Source organism: Pantoea sp. Aalb (assembly GCF_009829985.1).
In the GTDB taxonomy this organism is placed as follows: Bacteria; Pseudomonadota; Gammaproteobacteria; order Enterobacterales; family Enterobacteriaceae; genus SZZU01.
On sequence record NZ_SZZU01000001.1, the window covers coordinates 138,862 to 158,271 of the forward strand.

General features: G+C 28.4%; 14 protein-coding genes and 1 pseudogene. 12 read left to right on the plus strand and 3 right to left on the minus strand.

Annotation, left to right across the window (positions count from 1 at the left end):
- Window positions 1–213 precede the first annotated feature (213 nt).
- Window positions 214–1,089: an NAD(+) kinase gene (gene nadK, locus FD728_RS00520; protein ID WP_159933749.1), complete on the minus strand. Its 876-nt coding sequence runs from the start codon at window positions 1,087–1,089 to the stop codon at window positions 214–216.
- A gap of 123 nt (window positions 1,090–1,212) precedes the next feature.
- On the opposite strand from nadK, the gene grpE reads away from it, so the two are divergent.
- Window positions 1,213–1,920, plus strand: coding sequence for a nucleotide exchange factor GrpE (grpE, locus tag FD728_RS00525; RefSeq protein WP_159933751.1), 708 nt, complete (start codon window positions 1,213–1,215; stop codon window positions 1,918–1,920).
- Window positions 1,921–1,959: 39 nt separating this feature from the next.
- On the opposite strand, the pseudogene ung reads toward grpE, so the two are convergent.
- Window positions 1,960–2,639: pseudogene (ung, locus tag FD728_RS00530) on the minus strand (uracil-DNA glycosylase).
- 195 nt (window positions 2,640–2,834) lie between these two features.
- Window positions 2,835–4,457 (minus strand): L-aspartate oxidase, encoded by a 1,623-nt coding sequence (gene nadB, locus FD728_RS00535; RefSeq protein WP_159933753.1) that lies wholly within the window; start codon window positions 4,455–4,457, stop codon window positions 2,835–2,837.
- Between the two features lie 1,110 nt (window positions 4,458–5,567).
- Between nadB and FD728_RS00540 the strand changes: the two genes are divergently transcribed.
- From FD728_RS00540 to glyA, 11 genes are all read left to right on the plus strand, one after another.
- Window positions 5,568–5,981, plus strand: coding sequence for a SoxR reducing system RseC family protein (locus FD728_RS00540; RefSeq protein ID WP_159933755.1), 414 nt, complete (start codon window positions 5,568–5,570; stop codon window positions 5,979–5,981).
- Window positions 5,982–6,178: 197 nt separating this feature from the next.
- Window positions 6,179–7,978, plus strand: coding sequence for a translation elongation factor 4 (lepA, locus tag FD728_RS00545; protein WP_159933757.1), 1,800 nt, complete (start codon window positions 6,179–6,181; stop codon window positions 7,976–7,978).
- Between the two features lie 13 nt (window positions 7,979–7,991).
- A complete protein-coding gene (lepB, locus tag FD728_RS00550; protein ID WP_159933759.1) occupies window positions 7,992–8,930 on the plus strand; it encodes a signal peptidase I in 939 nt (312 codons plus the stop codon).
- Window positions 8,931–9,071: 141 nt separating this feature from the next.
- Window positions 9,072–9,752 carry a ribonuclease III gene (gene rnc, locus FD728_RS00555; protein WP_159933761.1) on the plus strand — a complete coding sequence of 227 codons (681 nt, stop codon included), beginning with the start codon at window positions 9,072–9,074 and terminating at the stop codon, window positions 9,750–9,752.
- 12 nt (window positions 9,753–9,764) lie between these two features.
- Window positions 9,765–10,637, plus strand: a complete 873-nt coding sequence (gene era, locus FD728_RS00560) for a GTPase Era (protein WP_159933763.1) — start codon at window positions 9,765–9,767, stop codon at window positions 10,635–10,637.
- Between the two features lie 225 nt (window positions 10,638–10,862).
- Entirely contained in the window at window positions 10,863–11,600 is a 738-nt protein-coding gene (pdxJ, locus tag FD728_RS00565) for a pyridoxine 5'-phosphate synthase (protein ID WP_159933765.1), read from the plus strand.
- A complete protein-coding gene (gene acpS / locus FD728_RS00570) occupies window positions 11,600–11,980 on the plus strand; it encodes a holo-ACP synthase (protein WP_159933767.1) in 381 nt (126 codons plus the stop codon). The genes pdxJ and acpS overlap by 1 nt, the downstream gene beginning before the upstream one ends.
- 154 nt (window positions 11,981–12,134) lie before the next feature.
- The gene (gene yfhb, locus FD728_RS00575; RefSeq protein ID WP_159933769.1) at window positions 12,135–12,791 is read left to right on the plus strand and encodes a phosphatidylglycerophosphatase C; all 657 of its coding nucleotides are present in this window, start codon (window positions 12,135–12,137) and stop codon (window positions 12,789–12,791) included.
- 82 nt (window positions 12,792–12,873) lie between these two features.
- Window positions 12,874–13,374, plus strand: coding sequence for a tRNA adenosine(34) deaminase TadA (gene tadA / locus FD728_RS00580; RefSeq protein WP_236261811.1), 501 nt, complete (start codon window positions 12,874–12,876; stop codon window positions 13,372–13,374).
- 370 nt (window positions 13,375–13,744) lie between these two features.
- A complete protein-coding gene (gene purL, locus FD728_RS00585) occupies window positions 13,745–17,635 on the plus strand; it encodes a phosphoribosylformylglycinamidine synthase (RefSeq protein WP_159933771.1) in 3,891 nt (1,296 codons plus the stop codon).
- A 300-nt stretch (window positions 17,636–17,935) separates the two neighbouring features.
- A complete protein-coding gene (gene glyA, locus FD728_RS00590) occupies window positions 17,936–19,192 on the plus strand; it encodes a serine hydroxymethyltransferase (protein WP_159933773.1) in 1,257 nt (418 codons plus the stop codon).
- Window positions 19,193–19,410: the final 218 nt, after the last annotated feature.

Here is a 19,410-nt window from a genome sequence, read left to right on the forward strand (position 1 = left end):
AGAAATGATTTTTTAGTAAAAAATAACAAATATTACTATTTCTATATATTAGATATCAGATTTAATAGTTTGACATAAATCATTATTCAATGATGTAATTATTTTTCAATATTAATTAGATTTTAATCATCTCATTAAAATAACTGATATAAAATTATTTATTTTATATTAAAAGTAAAGTCTTTTTATACTTTTTATTAATAAAATTAATTATTAGAACATTTTTTTTGACCAGCCTAATTTAGAGCTTAAAGTATTAAAATAATTATAATTTTTTGGATATATAAGATTAAGATGATTAGCACTACGACGAATTAAAACATCTTCTCCTTCTCTTATTGGTAATATGATTTGACTATCACAACTAATTTCTAGATCACTACCTAATGATGAAAAACGTAACCGAATAGTACTATTGCTATTTATTACTAAAGGGCGTGCCGATAATGTATGTGGAAACATAGGTACAATAACAATTGCATCCAAAGATGGTGTTAAAATAGGGCCACCTGCTGAAAGAGAATAAGCAGTAGATCCAGTCGGAGTTGAAATAATAAGACCATCTGATCTTTGTGAAAAAGCAAAAGTTTCATCAATATAAACTTCAAATTCGATCATATGTGCTACTTTACCAGGATGCAGTACTACTTCATTCATAGCTTGCTCAATACGTAGAGTACATTCTTTTTTGCATATCTGAGCCTCTAGAAGAAATCTTTTTTCTATAATATAATGTCCATGTAATACTTCATTTAACTGTTGTTGAGCATTTTCTTGATCTAAATTAGTTAGAAAACCTAAATTACCATGATTGATACCAATCACTTTAATGTCATAACACGATAATATACGAGCTGCACCAAGCATATTACCATCACCACCAACTACTACGGCAAGATCGGCATCTTTCCCAATATCTGCTAAGCTAACAGATTGAATATTTTTAAAATTTAGTGTATGTGCAATATGGTTTTCAATTAGTACTTTATAACCTTTTGCTGTAAGCCATTGATAAAGAATTTTATAAGGGGTTAATGTAGTTGGGATACGTGGATTCCCAACTATTCCAATACAATTAAATTTATTCATGGAATAGATATTCCTCAATAAGCTAAATGAAAACGCAATGTAATAAGATTCACTTGAAACCGTAAAAGTGATCCCCATAATAGCCAACAAGCGGGGTGAATGTATAATAAAGCGGAGAAATTCATGACTAGTAAAGAAAAAAAAATAGTTAATGAACAAGTTAATGAACAAGTTAATGAACAAGTTAATGAACAAGTTAATGAACAAGTTAATGAACAAGTTAATGAACAAGTTAATGAACAAGTTAATGAACAAGTTAATGAACAAGTTAATGAACAAGTTAATGAACAAGTTTTAGAAAAAATGTTAGATGTACAACAAAACATAAATACAAAGGAAATACTTGATTCTATAAATAATCAACACATTATGCGATTGGAAGATGAATTAGCGCAGTCTAGAAATAGTGTTCGTGACATACAGTTACGTGCCCAAGCAGAAATTGAAAATGTTCGGCGAAGAGCCGAACTTGACATTGAAAAAGCACACAAATTTAGTTTGGAAAAATTTATTAATGAATTACTACCTGTAATTGATAGCTTAGAACGAGCATTAGAAGTATCGGATAAAAATAATATAACTCTTTTTCCTATAATTGAAGGAATTGAATTAACACTTAAATCTATGTTAGATGCAATGCGTAAATTTGGTATTGAAGTAATTAATGAAACAAATGTACCTTTTAATCCAGAATTTCATCAAGCAATATCCATGATGGAATCTACAGATATAGCACCAAACCATGTATTAATGGTAATACAGAAAGGTTATAGTCTTAACAGTCGTTTATTACGTCCAGCAATGGTTACTGTAGTACAAGCTAAATTATAAATTTTTTATTGCCGCCGCTTACGTGCGGCTGGTGATTATTTAAGTTAATATTAGTTGCCAGTCAATTAATATTTTTCTAGATTTATGAAGAAAAAAATTTGTTTGTGAAAAATGTTTACATCCAAAAAAACCACGATTTGCAGAAAATGGTGAAGGATGGGATGCATTTAAAACATAATGTCGTTGATTATCAATCAAAATACTTTTTTTTTGTGAATGTAATCCCCATAAAAGAAAAACTACTCCTTTACTATGCTTATTAATAACTTTTATAACATTATCAGTGAATATTTGCCAACCAAGATTTGCATGTGAATTTGCTTTTCCAGCTTCAACTGTTAATGTAGTATTCAATAATAAAATTCCTTGTTTTGCCCAACTTTCTAGAAAACCATGATTAGGAACAGTAAAACCAGGAATATCTGTTTTAAGTTCTTTATATATATTACGTAACGAAGGAGGAATTGCCATATTAGGTAAAACAGAAAATGCTAAACCATGGGCTTGATTAGGACCATGATATGGATCTTGTCCTAAAATTACTACCTTCAGATTATTAAATTCAGTTAAACGAAAAGCATTAAATACATCTTTTTGCTTGGGATAAATAGTAATACCAGAATAACGTTTTTTTTTAATATTTTTAATATATTAATAAAATAGGATTTTTTCTTTTCTTCAGATAACAAATCATGCCATGTTAATGTATTATTAGTCATTTTTTTCTAATTAACAATATTTAAATATATTAAAAGTCCAATTATTAAAAATTATTTTATTAAAATATAATATTTAAAAAAATTTATAATCTTATTATATTGATGTACATTTCTATTAGAAATATTCTATTAAATTAATAAATTTTTTTTAAGAATGGCTATTTATTTGATAAATCTTTTTTTAAATTTAAAAATTTATTTTAAATAATTTGGAGGTACTAAAATTGTTGGCTTAGAATTCTGTATCATTTTAGGAAAATCAGAAGTATAGTGTAATCCACGACTTTCCTTGCGTTTTAAAGCACACCGTACCATTAGTTCTGAGACCTGAGTTAAATTACGTAATTCAAGTAATTTATTTGAAAAATGAATATTAATATTATATTTATTTATTTTTTCCTGTATTGACATAATTTGATCTCTAAGCAATTCTAATTGTTGAGTGTTGCGTATCACTCCCATGTCTCTCCACATATATAATCTTATTTCATTATAATAACGATTAATAGATAAATCTTCATTAGTATTAACATTACCACTGTAATGTTTCCATGTATGATTAATGTTAATATAATCAATTTTAGGAATATGTTGAATAATGTCGTGTGCTGCAGACCAACTGTAAACTAAGCATTCTAATAATGAATTTGATGCAATGCGATTTGCACCATGCAATCCAGTATAGCTGACTTCTCCAATTGCGTAAAGATTATCTACATCTGTTTTTCCTTGATAATTAACCATTACACCGCCACAAGTATAATGAGCTGCTGGTGAAATAGGAATAGGTTGTTTCGTTAAATCTAATCCTAAATTAAGTAATTTTTTATAAAGTATTGGAAAATGATTGATAATAAATTTTTTTGATTGGTGACTAATATCAAGGTACATACAATTAACTTCTAATCGCTTCATTTCGTGATGTATGGCTCGAGCTACAATATCACGGGGTGCTAGTTCAGCTCGTGCATCAAAATCAGCCATAAAGCGTACTCCATCTGGACGAACTAGCCATGCTCCTTCTCCTCGTAGTGCTTCTGTTAATAGCAATGGTTGTGTATTAAGAGGATAATATAAACAAGTTGGATGAAATTGATTAAATTCTAAATTTGCTACACGACATCCAGCTCGCCATGCCATAGCTATACCATCACCTGATACTACATCAGGATTAGTAGTATATTGATACACTTTAGAAGCACCGCCAGTTGCTAGTACTACCGTTCGAGCATAACATATTTCTATTTGTTTACGTGTGTAGTTCCAAATCCAAGCACCCATTACTCGACGATGTCCAGAAATACCTAATTGTTTAGAAAGAATTAAATCTATTGCATGACTATACTCAATAATACGAATATTAGAATGATGTAAAGCATGATTAACTAAAGTTGTTTGTACTGTATATCCTGTAGTATCTGCACTATGTAAAATACGGCGATGGCTGTGTCCCCCTTCACGTGTTAAATGATATCCTATTTGCCCACAACTTTTTAACTCTTTATCAAAATTTACTCCTTGATCAATCAACCACTGTACACAGTGACGTGCATTTTGAGCAATAAATGTAACTACATCTCGATTACATAAACCTACACCAGCAATTAATGTATCTTCAATGTGAGAATCAATGCTATCATTTTCATCAAACACAGCCGCAATTCCACCTTGTGCATAAAGAGTAGAACTCTCTTGTATTTTTGTTTTGCTCAAAAGAATAATTTGATAGTAAGGTGCTAAGCGTAATGCTAATGATAAACCAGCAGCTCCACTGCCTACTATAAGTACATCACAACTATAATTGTGTAAAGATAACATAATGTTTAATTTAATAAACAATTTAAAAAAAGAAAAAATAACTCGCTGTGTTTTGAATAATTGAAATAATGTGTAATAAATACTATTAGTAATCTTAACATATAAAATACAACAGTAAAGTTAATATATTTAATATTTATATTAATTGAAATTAAATATAAATATTAAATATATTAACTCTTAATTTCAATTAATATAAATATTTTTAAAAAAAGAATATTAATAAACATATAAACGTACTAAAAAATAAATTATTAATTTAATATAAAAAATATTTATAAATAATTTGAATTTTTAATTGTATTATTATGAATAATATAGAAGAAAAATTCTATTCAATTTTCATTGAAATAAATTGTTTTTATTTATTTCTAAGTAGATAATCAAATTATCTATCAAACTATTATAATGTGATTATGTAATTTACTAGATAAGTTCCTTTTATTTTAAATAATTTTAATTATTAAAAATATTTAATCATAAGTAATTTTATATAATATACATAAATTTAACTATCTTTATATAAATTTAATTATCTTTATATTAAAGTATGTGTAATCTACGTATTATTATTATATATTAAAGTAAATAAATATCATTATTTTTTTTTAAAAGTCATAAGAATAACATTCCACATTATAATTAAATACTGGTAATATATAAAAATAAAGTACTCTTTATAAATTGAGATTTAAAATTTTAATCATAAATATTATTTATTGATTATAATGTATAAATAAAGTTATCGTATATATATTTTTATAAAAAGTTATAAAAATATAGATTATTATTACTTTATTAAAGTATCTAGATCAAAGTAAATAATAATACATACTAGAAATGAACACATCATACCTTCTAAATTTATATTTTCTATATTGAATTCTCAATTCTTTTTAAAAAATTATAATGTATTTATCCCTTTAGTATTTATGCTTAGTTTATTAAATATACTTAATGTGAGTCAGTATATAATAATAATTTATTCCATTTTATTACTATCATGTATCATATGATCTTAATTCAACATAAATACCGACTAATTAAATGATTACAACAAATTATTATTTTCTTTTAATTAGTATTATGAATATTACTATGGAGATCTATATGATTAGAAGATGGATGATTGTTGTAGAATGGAAAGAAGGGATTGCAACTCTTTTTTATAAAAAATCTAATAATACTTGCAATACTTATTGTTTAACTAATAATGACATAATTAAAACATGTAAAAATTATATTATAAAAGTGAAAATTTCAGTTCCTTTAGAACCTGGTCAAGTTATTGAAGTAGGCGTACATGATCATATTTTATTATATTCAGCAATATTAGTTTATATAATACCATTATTTAGCATTTTTTTATTCAGTATCATATTTGAAATATTATTTCATATAAATTTTGCTTCAGTTTATGGAGCAATTTTAGGTGTAATCATAAGTTTTTATATAACACAAAGAATAGCATTATTTCTTGAGAAACATAAAAAAATTAATCTATTAATCCTCAGCAAAAAATAAAATTTTAAAAATCACATCTAGTTATAGGAAATGATTATGCAATTATTTAATTTATCTATTTTTTAAAATTTAAATAAAAAAATTACTATTTTATTTTTACGGAGTTTTATGTTTATTTGTCTATTAATAAAATTATATGATTTTATTATATACAGTTACCTTTTTAAATTTAATTTGCAAATGGAGATCTTTATAAAATGAAAAATATAAGAAATTTCTCCATCATTGCTCATATTGATCATGGAAAATCCACCTTATCTGGTCGTTTGATTCAGACTTGTAATGGCCAAAATAACTATAAAATAATAGCAGCACACATTTTAGATTCTATGGAATTAGAACGTGAGCGTGGTATTACCATTAAAGCACAAAGTGTTACTTTAACTTATAAAGCAGCTAGAGGAAATATTTATCAGCTTAATTTTATTGATACACCAGGCCACGTTGACTTCTCTTATGAAGTTTCACGTTCGCTAGCAGCTTGTGAAGGTGCATTGTTAGTAATAGATGCAAATCAAGGAGTAGAAGCACAAACGTTAGCAAATTGCTATAGTGCAATGGAAATGAATTTAGTAGTAATACCTATACTTAACAAAATTGATTTACCTACATCTGATCCAGATCGTGTAGTTAAAGAAATCAAAGATATTATTGGCATTGATGCTACTAATGCAGTACGCTGCTCAGCTAAAACAGGCTTCGGCATATCAGAAGTACTAGAATGCTTAATTCGAGATATTCCTCCTCCAGAAGGTAATTCAGAAGCACCATTACAAGCTCTAATTATTGACTCTAGATTTGATAATTACCTTGGTGTAGTATCGTTAATTCGTATTAAAAACGGTACCCTTCGTAAAGGTGATAAAATAAAAGTAATGAGTAGTGGTCAGGTATATAAAGCTGATCGTTTAGGTATTTTTACACCAAAACAGATTGATTGCACTGAGCTAAAATGTGGTGAAGTAGGTTGGGTAGTATGTTCTATTAAAAATATCATCGGTGCACCAGTAGGTGATACTTTAACTTTATATAGTAATCCAACAAATAAAGCATTACCAGGATTTAAAAAAATAAAACCTCAAGTTTATGCTGGTTTATTTACAGTGAAATCTGATTCTTATGAAGCTTTTCGAGAGGCATTAGGTAAACTTAGCTTAAATGATAGTTCGTTATTTTATGAACCAGAAAGATCTAGTGCTTTAGGGTTCGGTTTCCGTTGTGGATTTCTTGGCTTATTACACATGGAAATCATTCAGGAACGTTTAGAGCGCGAATATAATATTGATCTTATTACTACTGCTCCAACAGTAATCTATGAAGTAGAAACTACAGATGGCAAAATTATATATGTAGACAGCCCTGCGAAACTACCAGCTCTCAATAAAATTAAAATACTTCGTGAACCTATTGCTGAATGCCACATGTTACTACCTAAGCAATATTTAGGAAATATTATTACGTTATGTATAGAAAAACGGGGTATTCAAAAAAACATGGTTTATCACGATACTCAAGTTGAATTGATTTATGAAATTCCGATGACAGAAGTAGTATTTGATTTTTTTGATCGTTTAAAATCAATATCTCGTGGTTATGCATCATTAGATTATCATTTTCAACGTTTCCAAGTTTCAGACATGGTACGTATTGATATTTTAATTAATTCAGAACGTGTTGATGCATTAGCGTTAATTATTCATCGTAATAATTCACAGTATCGTGGTCGTGAATTAGTAGATAAAATGAAAAATTTAATTCCACGTCAGCAGTTTGATATTGTAATTCAAGCTGCACTTGGTAACCATATTATCGCTCGTTCAACAGTTAAACAACTTCGTAAGAATGTTACAGCCAAATGCTATGGTGGTGATATTAGCCGAAAGAAAAAACTTTTACAAAAGCAAAAGGAAGGTAAAAAACGGATGAAGCAAATTGGTAACGTTGAACTACCTAAGGAAGCATTTCTTATTTTTTTACATATTGGTAAAAACAACTAATAAGGAAATTTAAATGGCTAATATATTTGCCTTGATTTTAATAACTTCTACCTTAATAACAGGTATCATTTGGTGTTTTTTAAAATGGTTTTCAGAGAGCTATCAAAAAAAATCTGTTACTAATGTAAATAAAATTTTAAATATTAAAACTGTAAAATATTGGTTAGAAACCATTGCATCGCTTTTTCCAGTACTAGCCATAGTACTAATTATACGATCATTTATTTTTGAACCGTTTCAAATTCCTTCTGCTTCAATGATGCCGACATTATTGATTGGCGATTTTATTATCGTAGAAAAATTTGCTTATGGAATTAAAGATCCTATTACTCAAACGACAATAATTCCTACCTGGTACCCACAACGCGGCGACGTTGCAGTATTTAAATATCCTAAAGATCCTAGTATTAATTATATTAAACGTATAATTGGGTTACCTGGTGATAAAATAATTTTTAATCCGTTGAGCAAAACATTAACAGTAAGTTTTACTCAACAAAAAAAGAATTCTATTGTTAAATTACCAATTATCTATACAGATATTCAACCCAGTTCCTTTATTCAAACCTTCAATTTTTTTGGTGAAAAAGTAATTAACGGCTTTTATCAGGTATTACAAGGAAAAAATATGTATAGTGGTTTACGTCTTGATACACGCAAAGAGAAAATAGGCAATGTATCTTACGATATATTGTTATTAAATCAAGTACAGAGTCAAGTAAATATGTATTATCAACAACCGGGCCAACCAAAATCTACTTGGATCGTTCCTCAAGGACAATATTTTGTGATGGGTGATAATCGCGATAATAGTGCTGATAGTCGTTACTGGGGATTTGTACCGGAAAAAAATTTAGTTGGTAAAGCAGTTGCTATTTGGATGAGTTTTGAAAAACAAGAAGGGCAATGGCCAACTAACATACGATTAAATCGTATTGGGCGTATTAAATGATCATAAGTTCAATATTATTGATAAAATTGATAAAAATGTATTGGCTTCCTAAGAAAGAAGACCATGTACTAAGAAGAATATTATATATCATCCTTTTATTTTTTAAGCAGAGTAATAGATGTACAGAAGAAATAGAATCGCATGAATCCCATTCTTGTTAACAAGCTTCAGCGCAAACTGGGCTATATTTTTAATTATCCAGAATTATTATATCAAGCATTGACTCATCGTAGTGCTAGTAATAAGCATAATGAACGTCTTGAATTTCTTGGTGATTCTATTCTTAGCTATGTAATTGCTAATGTATTATATCATCGGTTTCCTCATGTAGACGAAGGTGATATGAGTCGTATGCGTGCTACATTAGTTCGTGGTAATACCTTAGCTGAGATAGCTCGTGAATTTCATCTTGGAGAATGTTTGCATTTAGGACCAGGTGAGCAAAAAAGTGGTGGATTTCGTCGAGAATCGATTCTTGCTGATTCTTTAGAAGCATTAATAGGTAGTATCTTTCTTGATAGTAGCATCTATACTGTTGAAAAATTAATTATTCATTGGTATCAGAAGAGACTTGACTTAATAAGTCCTGGAGATAAACAAAAAGATCCTAAAACACGTTTACAAGAACATTTACAAGGTCGTCATTTACCATTACCTTCATATATTGTAGTACAAGTATGTGGTGAAGCACATGATCAAGAGTTTACCATTCACTGTCAAGTAAGTAGTATACTAGATCCAATAATTGGTATAGGTTCTAGTCGTCGTAAAGCAGAGCAATCAGCTGCTGAACAGGCATTAATCAAGCTTGGTATCATATGAAATATTATTCAAATGAGCAAATTTAAAAATTATTGTGGTTTCATTACGATTGTAGGTCGTTCTAATGTTGGCAAATCAACTTTATTAAATCAATTATTAAAACATAAGGTATCAATTACTTCTCAGAAACATCAAACTACTCGCCAAAGTATTATAGGTATTCATACTGAAGGAGCTTACCAAGCCATTTATGTAGATACTCCAGGCTTGCATACAAAAGGAAACCGTTTTGTTAACCGTTTAGTAAATCGTGTTGCTACTAATACTAGTTCTATTCTTGATGTTAATCTAGTAATTTTTGTTGTAGAAGGTACGCGATGGATATTAGATGATGAATTAATGCTTAATAAATTACATTATGCTAAAGTACCAGTTATATTAGCAATTAATAAAGTAGATACAATTAGAGAAAAAAATATTTTATTACCTCACATTAAATTTATTAGTCAAAAAATGAATTTTTTCGAAGTTATTCCTATTTCTGCTAAAACAGGAAAAAATGTTGATAAAATCATTCAATTTACACATAAATGTATTCCTCAAGCTAATCATCTTTATCCAAAAACACATATTACAGATAGCTCTTTAAGCTTCACGGCATCTGAAATAATTCGTGAAAAATTAATGCGTTTTCTTGGCGCTGAATTACCATATTCTGTTAATGTAGAAATACATAAATTTATGTTTGAAAGAAAAAAAGGTTATAATATTTATGCCTTAATTTTTGTAAAAAGTAATGGTCAAAAAAGAATAGTTATTGGAAATAAAGGAGTTAAAATTAAAACTATTGGAATTAAATCGCGTAAAGACATGGAATCAATCTTTAAGTCAAAAGTATCCCTTAAGTTATTAGTTAAAGTAAAATCTAAATGGATAGAATATTAATATAGGTTACATAAAAAAATAAATATTTAACCATATTTTTTTTCTATATATTTTGATTTGTATTTTGATTGATTTTTTCTTAATTTAAGATTTTTAAGATTTTTAAGATTTTTTTAGAAAAAATAACATTTAAATATTTAAAAATACCGATGAATTTTATGTTTAATTAATGAGTTATATTATTTTTCGTTTCATAATTTATAATTATTGAGGATTGTTCATATTATGTCTGAATTGTTATTAGGAGTAAATATTGACCACATTGCTACTGTACGTAATGCACGTGGTACAAAATATCCTAGTCCAGTACAAGCTGCACTTATTGCTGAACAGGCAGGTGCTGATGGAATTACTGTTCATTTACGTGAAGATCGTCGTCATATTTCTGATAGCGACATATTTCTTATTTATAAAACTATTCAGACACGTATGAACTTAGAAATTGCTTTAACTGACGAAATGATTGCCATTGCTTGTAAAATTAAGCCACATTTTGTTTGTTTAGTACCGGAAAAGCGTCAAGAATTAACTACTGAAGGTGGATTAGATATTACTAAACAATATAATAAGATCAATGCATTCGTGCAGCAACTAAGTCAATCTGGTATTGGAGTCTCTTTATTTATTAATGCTGATCATCGTCAAATCGAAGCAGCTGCAGCTACTGGAGCACCTTATATCGAACTTCATACTGGATTATATGCTTCTAAATACGAAAAAAATCTTAAACACGATGCTAATGAATTAGAACTTATTCGTGATGCGGCTTCCTTTGCTTCAAGTTTAAAATTAAAAATTAATGCTGGCCATGGATTAAATTATTATAATGTACAACCAATTGCTGCTATTCCAGAAATCAATGAGTTAAACATAGGACATGCAATTATTGGACGTGCATTATTTATTGGTTTGGATAATGCAGTTAAAGAAATGAAACAACTAATACGGGAAGCACGTAATTGATGGCAATTCTTGGTCTTGGTAGTGATGTTATAGAAATTAAACGTGTCGAAAAGGTAATTGAACGTTTCGGAGATAATTTAGCCCTTCGTATTTTAAGTATAACTGAATGGCAAAAATATAAAACACATAATAGGCCTATACGATTTCTTGCTAAACGTTTTGCGGTTAAAGAAGCAGCTGCTAAGGCTTTTGGTACTGGAATTCGTGGTCAATTAGCATTTAATCAGTTTGAAGTATATAATGATGTACTAGGTAAACCTGGCTTACATTTTTTTAAACATGCTAAAATGATGGCTTGTAAGATTGGAGTGAAGCAAACGCACGTTACTTTAGCTGATGAATATCATTATGCTTATGCTACTGTTATACTAGAAAGTTAATCAATAAATACATATTAATACTTTAATTAGTGTTAAAGTATAATTTAAGGTAATTAAATGATTTATATAATTAATTATTATACATTATATAAATAATTTTTTACTTTGTTTATATCTAAAATATTTGAAATAATTATTTAAGATTTTTAATTAGATGAAGAATAAAAGTTCTTATATAAAAAATAAAAAGCGACAAGTTGTTTTTTTTGATTTAGATGGTACTTTACATAAACAAGATATGTTTGGTAATTTTATATTTTACTTATTATGTCATCATCCTTTCAATATATTACTAATAGTATTATTAATACCAGTAATAATACTAGGTATGTTGATTAAAGGATATACAGCTCGTTGGCCAATGAGTGTGTTACTTTGGTCAATTACTTTCGGATATAGTAAAAAGCATCTGAATCAATGTGAAGATCAATTTGTTATATGGTTTCGTAAACGTATAAAATTTTTCCCAATAGTTCAACAGCGTTTAAATGAATACCTTACTAGAGATGATGTTGATGTTTGGGTAATAACTGGTTCTCCTCAGTCAATTGTTGAAAAAGTTTATTTCGATTCTTTTTTTTTACCACGTATAAAATTACTTGCTAGTCAAATAAAATTAAGTTACGGAGGACTTATATTAACAATGCGCTGTTTAGGACACGAAAAAGTATCTCAGCTATCAGCTAAAATTGGAACACCGCTCCAACTTTATAGTGGATATAGTGATAGTAAAAAAGATGATTCTTTACTTTATTTTTGTGAAAATCGTTGGCGAGTGACATCAAAAGGTCAGTTACGAAAGATAAAATAATCTATTTTTTAAATTAATCTTTTAATATATATGTTAATAATATATATGTTAAGTAACACTTTCATTCTATAGGAATCTGCTATTGCTTACAAAAATTAACGAATATTGGATGCATAAAGCATTAGAATTAGCTAATCGTGCTTTAAAACAAGGCGAAGTACCAGTTGGAGCTTTATTAGTTCAAAGGAATAAAGTAATTAGTAGAGGTTGGAATCAAGCAATTTCTAATAATGATCCTACTTGTCATGCAGAAATTATAGCTATACGAAAAGGTGGAAAAATACTGAAAAATTATCGATTACCCGATGATATTACTTTATATGTAACTCTAGAACCATGTGTAATGTGTATAGGTGCGATCTTACATAGTCGTATTACTAAACTTGTATATGGTGCTAAAGATAAGAAAATTGGAACATCTAGTTTATTAATGAATATGATGACTCATTTTGGAATAAATTATAAAATTAAAGTTTATAATGGTATTTTAGCAACAGAATGTTCAAAATTATTAACCGATTTTTTTTATATACGTCGCAAAGAAAATAAAGTAAAAAATTGTATTTTAATTAAAAAAAATTAGTAAGTTTTAATAATAAATAAAACATTCAATATAATTTTATTTTTTTAAGAAGATATTATTTTCCATCTTTTTAAGTAAATTTTATAAAAAAATAAATAAACTAATGAATAAAAATATAATAAAATCTTATATTTTATTTTGTTAGTTAATATACTTACAATAAGTATACAAATTTTTTAATATAATGATATATATAAAATTCATTATATTAATTAATTTCTCTAATGTTAAATTAGAATAAAAGTTCTAATTTTTAAATAATCTTTATTATTACTTTTATAAAAATACTAATTATCTATGAAACCTTCAGTTTTTCTATGCCTTCAATGAAGTTAATTTTAAATAGCGCTTAAAAAACGAGAAATTATTCATGATAGAAATTTTCCATGGTTTACCAGCTTTATCAACATTTCGTATAAAAAAACTTTTAACTAAATTTAAAAATGCTGATTTACCCGTAAAAGAAATTTATACTGAATATGTTCATTTCATTGATATAAATGTAGCTCTAAGTAAAAAAGAACAAGTCAAATTAAAAGAATTACTACAATATGGTCCTTATGCTAATATTAAAAAGATGGCAAAAGGTCGTTTATTAGTTGTCACACCACGCCCTAGTACTATTTCACCATGGTCATCTAAAGCTACTGAAATTGTACATAATTGTCATTTACTGAAAATACGACGTTTAGAACGTGGCATAGCATTTTATATACATGCACCAAAACTTACTGATATCCAATGGTCTATTTTAATAAATTTATTACACGATCGTATGATAGAAACAGTTTTTTTTGATTTTAATGATGCACATAAATTATTTTCTTATAATAACCCAAAATCTTTTAAGATAATTGATATCCTTAATAAAGGACTAAAGTCTTTAGAAAAAATTAATATTAAATTAGGATTAATGCTTAATAATAATGAAATAAATTATTTATTTGATTTTTTTAATAAATTAGGTAGAAATCCAACTGATATAGAAATTTATATGTTTGCTCAGATTAATTCTGAGCATTGTAGACATAAGATTTTCAATGCTGATTGGGTAATAAATGGTAAAAGACAAGCTAAGTCATTATTTGAAATGATTAAAAATACTTATAAGAAAAATCCAGAATATATATTATCTGCTTATAAAGATAATGCTGCAATAATGGAAGGTTCTAAAATAGATCGTTTTTATTCTAATACACAAAAAGGAGAATATTCTTTTCATAAAGAATATTCTCATATATTAATGAAAGTAGAAACTCATAATCATCCAACAGCTATTTTCCCATGGTCAGGTGCAGCAACTGGATCTGGCGGTGAAATTCGCGACGAAGGTGCTACTGGATGTGGTGCTAAGCCAAAAGCTGGTTTGGTTGGTTTTTCTGTATCTAACTTAAAAATCCCAGGATTTATCCAACCATGGGAAGAGGATTTTGGTAAACCTAATCATATTGTAACAGCACTAGATATTATGATAGAAGGACCGTTAGGTAGTGCGTCATTTAATAACGAATTTGGTCGTCCGATTTTAAACGGTTATTTCCGTACATATGAACAACAAGTTCATAGCCATAACGGTATTGAAATACGTGGGTATCATAAACCCATAATGTTAGCTGGTGGGATTGGCAATATCCGTGCTGATCATGTTAAAAAAAAAAACATCTTGGTAGGTACTAAATTAATAGTATTAGGTGGACCGGCGTTAAACATTGGTTTAGGAGGTAGTTCAGCTTCTTCAATGATTTCTGGACAACTAGACACTAATTTAGATTTTTCTTCAGTACAGCGTGATAATCCGGAAATGGAACGTCGTTGTCAAGAAGTAATTGATCGTTGTTGGCAATTAGGTGAAGATAATCCTATTTTGTTTATTCATGATGTTGGTGCTGGTGGATTAGCTAATGCTATGTTTGAATTAGTTAGCTATAGCCAATACGGTGGTAGCTTTAATTTACGTGATATATTAAATGACGAACCTAGTATGAGTCCATTAGAAATATGGTGTAATGAATCTCAAGAACGTTATGTTTTAGCTATATTACCTGAAAAAATTATTCTATTTCATAACTTTTGCCAGCGTGAACGTGTACCTTATGCCATTGTAGGTGAAGTTACTAAAGAAAAAAAAATAATCATTATAGATAATTATTTCCATAATAAACCAATTGATACACCAATTGATCTATTTTGTGGCAAACTGCCAAAGTTTTGTTGTAATGTTGTTAAACATCAATTAAGAACTATAGAATTTAATTCTAAACAAATTAGTTTATCAGATGCTATATATCGTGTATTGCATTTACCAACTGTAGCAGAAAAAAACTTTTTAATAACAATTGGTGATCGTAGTATTACTGGTATGGTATCACGTGATCAAATGATAGGTCCATGGCAAGTTCCTACTGCTAACTGTGCAGTAACAACTGCTAGTTTTAATGGATATTACGGTGAAGCTTTTGCTATTGGAGAACGTGCTCCTGTAGCATTAATAGATTTTGCTGCTTCTAGTCGTTTAGCTGTTGGTGAAGCTATTACTAATATTTCTGCAACTGCTATCGGTTCGTTAAAACGCGTAAAACTTTCTGCAAATTGGATGGTAGCAGCTGGCCATCCAAATGAAGATGCAGGACTTTATGAAGCAGTAAAAGCATTAGGAGAAGATCTTTGTCCTAAGTTAGGAATTACTATTCCAGTGGGTAAGGATTCAATGTCAATGAAAACTCGGTGGCAACAAGGTAATGAAATACGAGAAATTATTTCACCTTTATCGTTAGTAATCACTGCTTTTACACGTATTAAAGATGTAAGACTAACAATCACTCCACAGTTACATACAAATCATGATAATTTATTACTATTAATAGACTTAGGTAATAGTAAAAATACTCTTGGTGCTACTGCACTGTCTCAAGTATATTCTCAATTAGGAGAAAAATCAGCTGATATACGCAATATAGAACAATTAACTAATTTTTTTAATGTTATTCAGAAACTGATTTTTGAAAAAAAAATATTAGCTTATCATGATCGTTCTGATGGTGGTTTATTAGTAACATTAGCAGAAATGGCTTTTACTGGTCATTGTGGAATTAAAGTAGATATAACTCCATTAGGACAAGATGTATTGGCTTCATTATTTACTGAAGAACTAGGAGCTGTACTGCAGATTAAAAAAACAGATTTTTCCATAATACAAGAAATATTTACTAAGTATGGATTAAGGGAAAATATTCATATAATTGGTCAAGCTTTACCAGGAGATAACTTTCTTATTTATTCTCATGATATCCTAATATATAGTGAAAGTAGAACTGTATTACGTACTTGGTGGGCTGAAACTAGTTGGCAAATACAACGCCTACGTGATAATCCTATATGTGCAGATCAAGAACATGCAGCTAAAAAAAATAATAATGATCCAGGTCTTAATGTTCATTTAACTTTTAAATTAGAAGATATTGCTACAATAAGTATTACTACTGGTATTAAACCTCGTATTGCTGTACTACGTGAGCAAGGTGTGAATTCTTATATTGAAATGGCTGCTGCTTTTAATCGTGCAGGATTTACAGCTATTGATGTACATATGAATGATTTATTTATGGGTCTTCATGATCTAGAAACGTTCCAAATGATAGTTGCTTGTGGTGGTTTTTCTTATGGAGATGTATTAGGTGCTGGAGAAGGATGGGCAAAATCTATTATTTTTAATGATAAGATGTGCAATCAATTTAAAAAGTTTTTCGATCGGCCACAAACATTAGCTTTAGGTGTTTGTAATGGTTGTCAAATGATGGCAGCTTTACGCGAATTAATTCCTGGCAGTGAACTATGGCCGCGTTTTGTGAAGAATAAATCTGAACGTTTTGAAGCACGCTTTAGCTTAGTAGAAGTTACACCTAGCCCATCTTTGTTACTAGATGGCATGGCTGGATCACATATTCCAATAGCCATATCTCATGGCGAAGGCTTAGTTGAAGTGCGTGATAATATACATTTATCTGAATTAGAGAATAAAAAATTAATCGCATTACGTTTTATTAATAACTTTGGTAATGTTACTGAACATTACCCTGCTAATCCAAATGGTTCACCAAATGGTATTACAGCTGTAACTAATGAAAATGGTCGTGTAACAATTATGATGCCTCATCCTGAGCGTGTATTTCGTACTATAAATAACTCATGGTATCCTCCAGAATGGGGTGAAGATAGTCCATGGATGTATATTTTTTATAATGCTCGTAAATATTTTGCATAATTAAGATTTAAATGAAAATTTCATATATTTAATTTTAATTCTATTGCTTTCCTTAACGAATTAATTAGTTAATTCTAATTTATTTATTTATTTTTAAGTTTAGTATATAAAGTACAATTTATAATTAATAAATATTAAATAATTCAAATTTTAAAAAATTTAAATGATATTTAAATTTTATTTATATTGAATATAAATAAATTAGTACATTACTTATTATATATATTTAATAATCTTATTATATTATTTATCTTAATGTTTAATTAAGTGAATTATAGTTATTTTATTAGAGGCATATGAATGTTAGAATGCAATATAAATTTTGCCGATTATGATCCGGAATTATGGCAGGCAATAGAACAAGAAAGAATACGTCAAGAGACACATATTGAGCTTATTGCTTCTGAAAACTATACAAGTCCACTTGTTATGCAGGCACAAGGTTCAAAATTAACAAATAAATACGCTGAGGGATATCCAGGAAATCGATATTATGGTGGATGTCAATATGTTGATATTATTGAAAGATTAGCAATAGAACGTGCTAAATTACTCTTTAATGCAGATTATGCTAATGTTCAACCACATTCTGGCTCTCAAGCCAACTTTGCAGTGTATAGTGCTCTTCTTAAGCCAGGAGATACAATTTTAGGTATGCACTTAGCACATGGAGGTCATTTAACACATGGTGCTTCAGTAAATTTATCTGGTAAGTTATATAAAGTAATTTCTTACGGGATAGATAAAAATGGTAAAATTAATTATGATGAGCTAGCTCAACTTGCTCAAATACATAAACCTAAAATGATTATTGGTGGGTTTTCTTCTTATTCTGGTATATGTGATTGGGCTACAATGCGTCAAATTGCTAATAATGTAAATGCATACTTTTTTGTTGATATGGCACATGTTGCCGGTTTAATTGCTGCAGATCTTTATCCAAATCCACTTCCACATGCTCACATTGTAACTTCAACTACGCATAAAACTTTAGCTGGACCACGAGGTGGATTAATTTTAGCAAAAAATGGAAATCCAAATCTATATAAAAGATTAAATTCCGCTGTTTTTCCTGGTAGTCAAGGTGGTCCATTGATGCATGTTATTGCAGGTAAAGCTATTGCCTTTAAAGAAGCAATGCATCCAAAGTTTAAAACCTATCAGGTCCAAGTGTTGAAAAATGCTAGAGTTATGGTAGAAGAATTAATTAATTGTGGTTACACTATTGTCTCTAATAATACTTACAATCACTTATTTTTAATAGATTTAATAAACAAAAAAATAACTGGTAAAGAAGCAGATGCTGCTTTAAGTCGAGCTAATATTACTGTAAATAAAAATAGTATTCCCAATGATCCCAAAGGTCCTCTTATTACTTCTGGTATTCGTATTGGGACACCAGCGGTTACTAGACGTGGCTTTAAAGAAAATGAAGTGCGTGAGCTAGCAAATTGGATTGCTACTATATTAGATAACATCAATGATAATGTTATCATTGAACGTATTAAAAAGAAGGTGTTATATATTTGCTCTTGTTTGCCTGTTTATCTAAACTAATTTAATATTAAATATTTTATTTTTAATAATTAATAAAAAATTAAAAGTTTTATTTATAAAAAATAATCTTTATAAAAGATAACGATATGTTTGATTTAAAATATAAGACTCATTAGTTTGTAAATTATTATTAGTTAGTCTTTATGGTTTATTAATTATTTTTAACAATTACTTTAATTTATTATATTATAATTACAATATAATAATATATAAAATGA

Excerpts from the sequence above, each read along its gene's own strand:
- nadK (WP_159933749.1), bottom strand. The coding sequence starts at position 1,089 with ATGAATAAATTTAATTGTATTGGAATAGTTGGGAATCCACGTATCCCA.
- grpE (WP_159933751.1), top strand. The coding sequence starts at position 1,213 with ATGACTAGTAAAGAAAAAAAAATAGTTAATGAACAAGTTAATGAACAA.
- nadB (WP_159933753.1), bottom strand. The coding sequence starts at position 4,457 with ATGTTATCTTTACACAATTATAGTTGTGATGTACTTATAGTAGGCAGT.
- FD728_RS00540 (WP_159933755.1), top strand. The coding sequence starts at position 5,568 with ATGATTAGAAGATGGATGATTGTTGTAGAATGGAAAGAAGGGATTGCA.
- lepA (WP_159933757.1), top strand. The coding sequence starts at position 6,179 with ATGAAAAATATAAGAAATTTCTCCATCATTGCTCATATTGATCATGGA.
- lepB (WP_159933759.1), top strand. The coding sequence starts at position 7,992 with ATGGCTAATATATTTGCCTTGATTTTAATAACTTCTACCTTAATAACA.
- rnc (WP_159933761.1), top strand. The coding sequence starts at position 9,072 with ATGAATCCCATTCTTGTTAACAAGCTTCAGCGCAAACTGGGCTATATT.
- era (WP_159933763.1), top strand. The coding sequence starts at position 9,765 with ATGAGCAAATTTAAAAATTATTGTGGTTTCATTACGATTGTAGGTCGT.
- pdxJ (WP_159933765.1), top strand. The coding sequence starts at position 10,863 with ATGTCTGAATTGTTATTAGGAGTAAATATTGACCACATTGCTACTGTA.
- acpS (WP_159933767.1), top strand. The coding sequence starts at position 11,600 with ATGGCAATTCTTGGTCTTGGTAGTGATGTTATAGAAATTAAACGTGTC.
- yfhb (WP_159933769.1), top strand. The coding sequence starts at position 12,135 with ATGAAGAATAAAAGTTCTTATATAAAAAATAAAAAGCGACAAGTTGTT.
- purL (WP_159933771.1), top strand. The coding sequence starts at position 13,745 with ATGATAGAAATTTTCCATGGTTTACCAGCTTTATCAACATTTCGTATA.
- glyA (WP_159933773.1), top strand. The coding sequence starts at position 17,936 with ATGTTAGAATGCAATATAAATTTTGCCGATTATGATCCGGAATTATGG.